Here is a 5,393-nt window from a genome sequence, read left to right on the forward strand (position 1 = left end):
TCAAGCGCGGCATCGAGGGCATCGAAGGCCGCGGTGATCACGTCCCGATCGATGACGGCGCCCGAACTCATACCGCGAAACTATCGGGGACCACCGACAAAAATCGCCAGTCTGGGACCACAGAAACCACAGTGACACAAGAGATTTCGATATACGATTTCAATATCCGTAACCTTGCCGCACGAGGCGCAAGGCGGGACGCAGGACTCGTGCCGCGGGACGCGCGGCGTGAGGTGTGAGGCGGGCCGCGGGACATGCGAACCTTGCCCGCTAGACCTCGTCCACCAGCCCCCAGGCCAATGCGGTTTCGGCGTCGACGGTGTGGCCGGAGAGCACGAGATAGGCGGTGCGCCAACGCCCTATCCGGCGCGTGACGCTGACGGTGCCGCCGGCGCCGGGGATCAGCCCCAGCGCCAATTCGGGTAGCCCGAACAACGCGTCGCCGCGGGCGGTGACCCACCCGCAAAAGGCCGCCATCTCCAGGCCGCTGCCCATCACCCGACCGTGCACCTCGACTCGGCACGCCCGGCCAAGCCGGGCGGTCAGCGCATCGAGCGCCAGGGCCGGGCTGTAGCGGGTGCGCGCCAGGTGGGCACTCGCCGGGTCGGCGAAGGTGCCGAATTCGGCGAGGTCCCCGCCGCTGCAGAACGAGGGGCCGTTGCCGCTCAACACGATGCCGGTCACCGAGGGGTCCAGCTGCGCGACGGCCAGCGCATCCAACAGCGCGGCGCGCGCGTCGGTGGAGAACGCGTTGTGGCGTTGCGGCCGGTTGAACACGATGCGCACGATGTCGCCGTCGCGGTGCGCCCGCACCGGGTCGGCGATGTCGGGCATGCGGACCGGGCCGCGTTCGTGGAGCCAGCGCGCGAACTCCGGGCCGGCCTGCAGAGTCGAATACCCCAACGATTCGGTCACCACCCCGGGCAGCGTCGGCCCCCCGGGATCGACGGCGCGCAACACGTCGTCACAGATGGCGCTGGCGTGCGGCCAGCGTTGGCAGCGTTCAGTCAGCTCGCCCAGCGCATCGGACACGGAATCGACGGTGACGACCCGGCGGTCGGTGCAGGCGTCCTCGGTCAGGGTGAAAGTCGCTGCATCAAGCCGGGATCCGGCCCGAACGATCTCGGTGGCCGAGCCCACGGCGACAATCACGCCGGGTGGCGACGCCGGGCCGTCCTCCAGCGCACTCGACAGGTCGACCACCCGGAGCATCGGTCACACCGAGTACTTCTCGATCAGCCCATTCTTGTAGAGCTTGCCGGTGTCGGTGCGTGGCAGCTGCGCTTCGAACGCGATCGATCGGGGACATTTGTAGTGCGCCAAGCGATCCCGCAACCAGGCCAGCAGCTCCTCGCCGAACGAGTCGGCGGCATCCGCGGGATCGACGGTCTGCACGACCGCCACGACACGCTGGCCCATCTCGTCGTCGGGAACGCCGAACACCGCCGCGTCCATCACCTTGGGGTGCGTGACCAGAAGGTTCTCGGCTTCTTGCGGGTAGATGTTCACGCCGCCGGAAATGATCATGTGGTGGCGCCGGTCGGTCAAGTACAGGTAGCCCTCGTCATCGACATAGCCGATGTCGCCAACGGTGGCCCAGCCGTGCTTGGAGCGGGATGACGCGGTTTTCGTTGGGTCGTTGAGGTATTCGAACGAATACCCGCCCTCGAAGTAGATCTCGCCGGCCTGGCCGGGCGGCAGCTCGTTACCTTCTTCGTCGAGGATGTGCACCGCGCCGCCCATGGGTTTGCCGACCGAACCCGGATGCGCCAGCCAATCCTCGGCGGTGATCAGCGTCGACCCGTGTGCCTCCGAGGAGGCGTAATACTCGTCGATGATCGGCCCCCACCAGTCGATCATCTGCTTCTTGATCTCCACCGGGCACGGCGCCGCCGCGTGCATCACCCGCTGCAGGCTGCCCAGGTCGTATGAATGACGAACCTGCTCAGGCAGTTTCAGCATGCGGGTGAACATCGCCGGCACGAACTGACCGTGGGTGACCCGGTGGCGCGCGATGGCATCCAGGCAGCCTTCCGCGTCGAACTTCTCCATCACCACAGTGGTGATGCCGCCGGCCTGCGCGCTCATCGACCACACCGACGGTGCCGTGTGGTACAGCGGGGCCGGGCTGAGATAGACCGAGTCGGGCGTCATCCAGAAACCGACCAGCGCCGACATCATCCCGGGCGCCTCGGCCGGGGGAACGTGCGGCAGTTCGCGTTTGATGCCCTTGGGCCGGCCGGTGGTTCCCGACGAGTACTGCAGCAGATCGCCCTCGATTTCGTCATCGATCGGGGTGTCCGGTTGGCCGGCAACGCATTCGGGGTAACGCTCCCAGCCCGGCAGGTCGGCGTCTCCCTGCCCGCAGGCGATCAGTAACAGCTCCGGTAGCCCGCGCGGCAGATGCTCGGCCAGGCCGGCGCAGGTCTCGCGCAGCGCGGCCGAGCCGACGATCGCCTTCGCGGCGCTGTTATCGACGATGTAGGCGGCCTCCGCCGCAGTCAGGTGGGTGTTGATCGGCACGTAGTACAAACCGCTGCGCCGAGCCGCCCACATCACCGCGTGGATGTGCTCGTTGTTCTCCATCAGAATGGCGACCGTGTCACCCTCGCGCAGACCCGCCTGGCGGAACCGGTGCGCCAGTCGGTTGGCGCGGGCCTCGAGGTCGTCGAAGGTGACGACGGTCCCGGACGGGTACAGGATGACAGCAGGTTTGTCGGCGCCGATATACGGGCGGATCTGCATGCGCAGACTGTACCGCCACCAAAGTTGACGGGTGTCGAGTGGTCGCGGCCGCGGTGGGCGGGCCCCGCGACTTCTGCTCAATCCCGGCGCGGGTGCACGTCGCCAGCCATAATGCAGTCAGGTAGATCGCCTTCGACCCGGGGCCCGACCTTGGTCAGCAACTGCGGCGGGATACGCCACTCTCGCACGGAGGTGCGCATGACCGCCGAGCAAGAGTCTGAGCCTGCGGCGTACCCTTCACCCGCGTCACACCCCTTCGCCGTCTCCGACTACCTCGACGGCATGGAGCGCCTGGTGCACGCCATTCAGGAGCTGTCGCTCGCCCGCAGCCTGCCCGACATCCAGCGCATCGTCCGCTCGTCGGCCCGTGAGCTCACCGGCTGTGACGGCGCGACATTCGTGCTCCGCGACAACGACAGCTGCTATTACGCCGATGAGGACGCGATCGCCCCGCTGTGGAAGGGCAGCCGCTTCCCCATCGGGTCCTGCATCAGCGGCTGGGCGATGCTCAACCGCGACGCGGCGGTGATCCCCGACATCTACCGCGACCCGCGCATCCCGCACGCCCTGTACCGCGCCACCTTCGTCAAGAGCCTGGTCATGGTGCCGATCCGCAAGCTCGAACCGATCGGCGCGATCGGCAATTACTGGGCCAGCCCGCATCATCCGTCCGACCAAGAAGTTCACCTGCTGCAGGCCCTGGCCGATTCGACGTCGATCGCCATGGAGAACGTCCAGGTCTACTCCGAGCTGGAACGGCGGGTCCGCGACCGCACCGCCGCGCTACAGGACGCGAACGAGGAGATCCGCCGGCTGTCCGTCACCGACGAACTCACCGGGCTGAACAACCGTCGCGGCTTCTACCTGCTGGCCGAGCAGAAACTTCGCGGGTCACACCACCTCGGCCACAATTGCGTGCTCGCGTTCCTCGACGTCGACGGGCTCAAAAAGGTCAACGACGAGCAAGGGCACGATGTGGGCGACACCCTGATCAGAGATGTCGCCCGGGTACTCCGCACCATCCGTCGCGAATCCGACGTCCTCGCCCGCATCGGTGGCGACGAATTCTGCGTGATGGTCACCGAAAGCGATGGGGACACCCCGTCGCTCGAAGAGCGGCTCGCGCTCGCGTTCGAGAATTTCAACCAGACCAGCGACCGGCCCTACCGCCTGTCGGCCAGCATCGGCTTCGTGCGGGCGCCGGTTTCCGAGACCGTCACCGTGGACGAACTGCTGGCCCGCGCCGACGAGCTGATGTACGCGGAGAAGAAGGCCGGCCCTCATTCGGGGCTGGCAGGCTGATCAACCGGCCCGCACGTCGCGGGCTCAGCCCGCTTCGGACAGCCGCTGCTTGAGCGCCTCGAACTCGTCGCGCACGCCGGTCGGCAGCTTCTCGCCGACGAACTCGAACCACTCCTCGATCAGGGGCAGCTCCTCGCGCCACTCGGCGGCATCGACCGCCAGCGCCCGGGCCACCTCGGCGCTGGTGGCGTCGAGCCCGTCCAGGTCGAGGTCCTCGGCCTTCGGCACGATCCCGATCGGGGTGTCCTGGCCGCCGGCCCGGTGCTCGATGCGGTCGACGATCCACTTGAGCACCCGGCTGTTCTCGCCGAAACCGGGCCACAGGAACTCGCCTTTGTCGCCGCGACGGAACCAGTTGACGAAGAAAACCTTCGGCAACTTCGACTCGTCGGAGTTCTTGCCGAGGTCCAACCAGTGCTGGAAGTAGTCGGCCACGTGGTAGCCCAGGAATGGCAGCATGGCCATCGGGTCGCGGCGCACGGTGCCGACCTTGCCCTCGGCGGCGGCGGTCTGCTCGCTGCCCATCGTGGCCCCCATGAACACGCCGTGCTGCCAGTCGCGAGCCTCGGTCACCAAGGGCACCGTCGTCTTGCGGCGGGCGCCGAACAGGATGCCCGAGATCGGCACGCCCTGCGGGTCGTCCCACTCCGGGGCCAGGATCGGGCACTGCGACATCGGAGTGCAGTACCGCGAATTCGGGTGGGCTGCTTTGGTATCCGTCTCGCGCAGGATCCAGTCGTTGCCCTTCCAATCAATCAGGTGGTCGGGCTCGCCCTCCAGGCCCTCCCACCACACGTCGTTGTCGTCGGTCAGCGCGACGTTGGTGAAGACGGTGTTGCCGGCCTCCATGGTGCGCATCGCGTTCGGGTTGGACTTCCAGTTGGTGCCCGGCGCGACGCCGAAGAAACCGAACTCGGGGTTGACCGCGTACAGCCGGCCGTCCTTGCCGAACCGCATCCACGCGATGTCATCGCCGAGCGTCTCTGCGCGCCAACCCGGGATGGTCGGCTGCAGCATGGCCAGGTTGGTCTTGCCGCACGCCGAGGGGAACGCCGCGGCGAAGTAGTACGCCTTGTTCTCCGGGGAGATCAGCTTGAGGATCAACATGTGCTCGGCCAGCCAGCCCTCGTCGTGGGCCATCGCCGAGGCGATCCGCAGCGAGTAGCACTTCTTGCCCAGCAGCGCGTTACCGCCGTAGCCCGAGCCGTAGCTCATGATCTCGCGGGTCTCGGGGAAGTGCGAGATGTACTTCGTCGGGTTGCACGGCCAGGGGACGTCGGCCTCGCCCTCCTGGAGCGGCGCGCCGAGGGTGTGCACGGCCTTCACGAAGGACCCGTCGGAGCCGA

Annotated in this window: 5 protein-coding genes; 2 read left to right on the forward strand and 3 right to left on the reverse strand. The window is 67.3% G+C overall.

Translation table 11 applies throughout. The features are described from left to right. The coding region (locus tag Q0W90_RS22960; RefSeq protein WP_297776824.1) for a hypothetical protein at positions 1 to 239 on the forward strand (239 nt) is incomplete at its 5' end. Positions 240 to 270: 31 nt separating this feature from the next. On the opposite strand, the gene Q0W90_RS22965 is transcribed toward Q0W90_RS22960, so the two are convergent. Then, a complete protein-coding gene (locus Q0W90_RS22965; RefSeq protein ID WP_297776825.1) occupies positions 271 to 1,212 on the reverse strand; it encodes an enoyl-CoA hydratase/isomerase family protein in 942 nt (313 codons plus the stop codon). 3 nt (positions 1,213 to 1,215) lie between these two features. After that, complete coding sequence (fadD4, locus tag Q0W90_RS22970) at positions 1,216 to 2,745, reverse strand: fatty-acid--CoA ligase FadD4 (RefSeq protein WP_297596086.1); 1,530 nt, start codon at positions 2,743 to 2,745, stop codon at positions 1,216 to 1,218. 198 nt (positions 2,746 to 2,943) lie between these two features. On the opposite strand from fadD4, the gene Q0W90_RS22975 reads away from it, so the two are divergent. Continuing rightward, complete coding sequence (locus Q0W90_RS22975) at positions 2,944 to 4,047, forward strand: sensor domain-containing diguanylate cyclase (protein WP_297596088.1); 1,104 nt, start codon at positions 2,944 to 2,946, stop codon at positions 4,045 to 4,047. 24 nt (positions 4,048 to 4,071) lie between these two features. Here Q0W90_RS22975 and Q0W90_RS22980 read toward each other — a convergent pair. Continuing rightward, a partial coding sequence (locus tag Q0W90_RS22980) for a phosphoenolpyruvate carboxykinase (GTP) (RefSeq protein WP_297776829.1) occupies positions 4,072 to 5,393 on the reverse strand: 1,322 nt, incomplete at its 5' end.

It is taken from the genome of Mycobacterium sp. (assembly GCF_025933915.1).
GTDB lineage: Bacteria > Actinomycetota > Actinomycetes > Mycobacteriales > Mycobacteriaceae > Mycobacterium.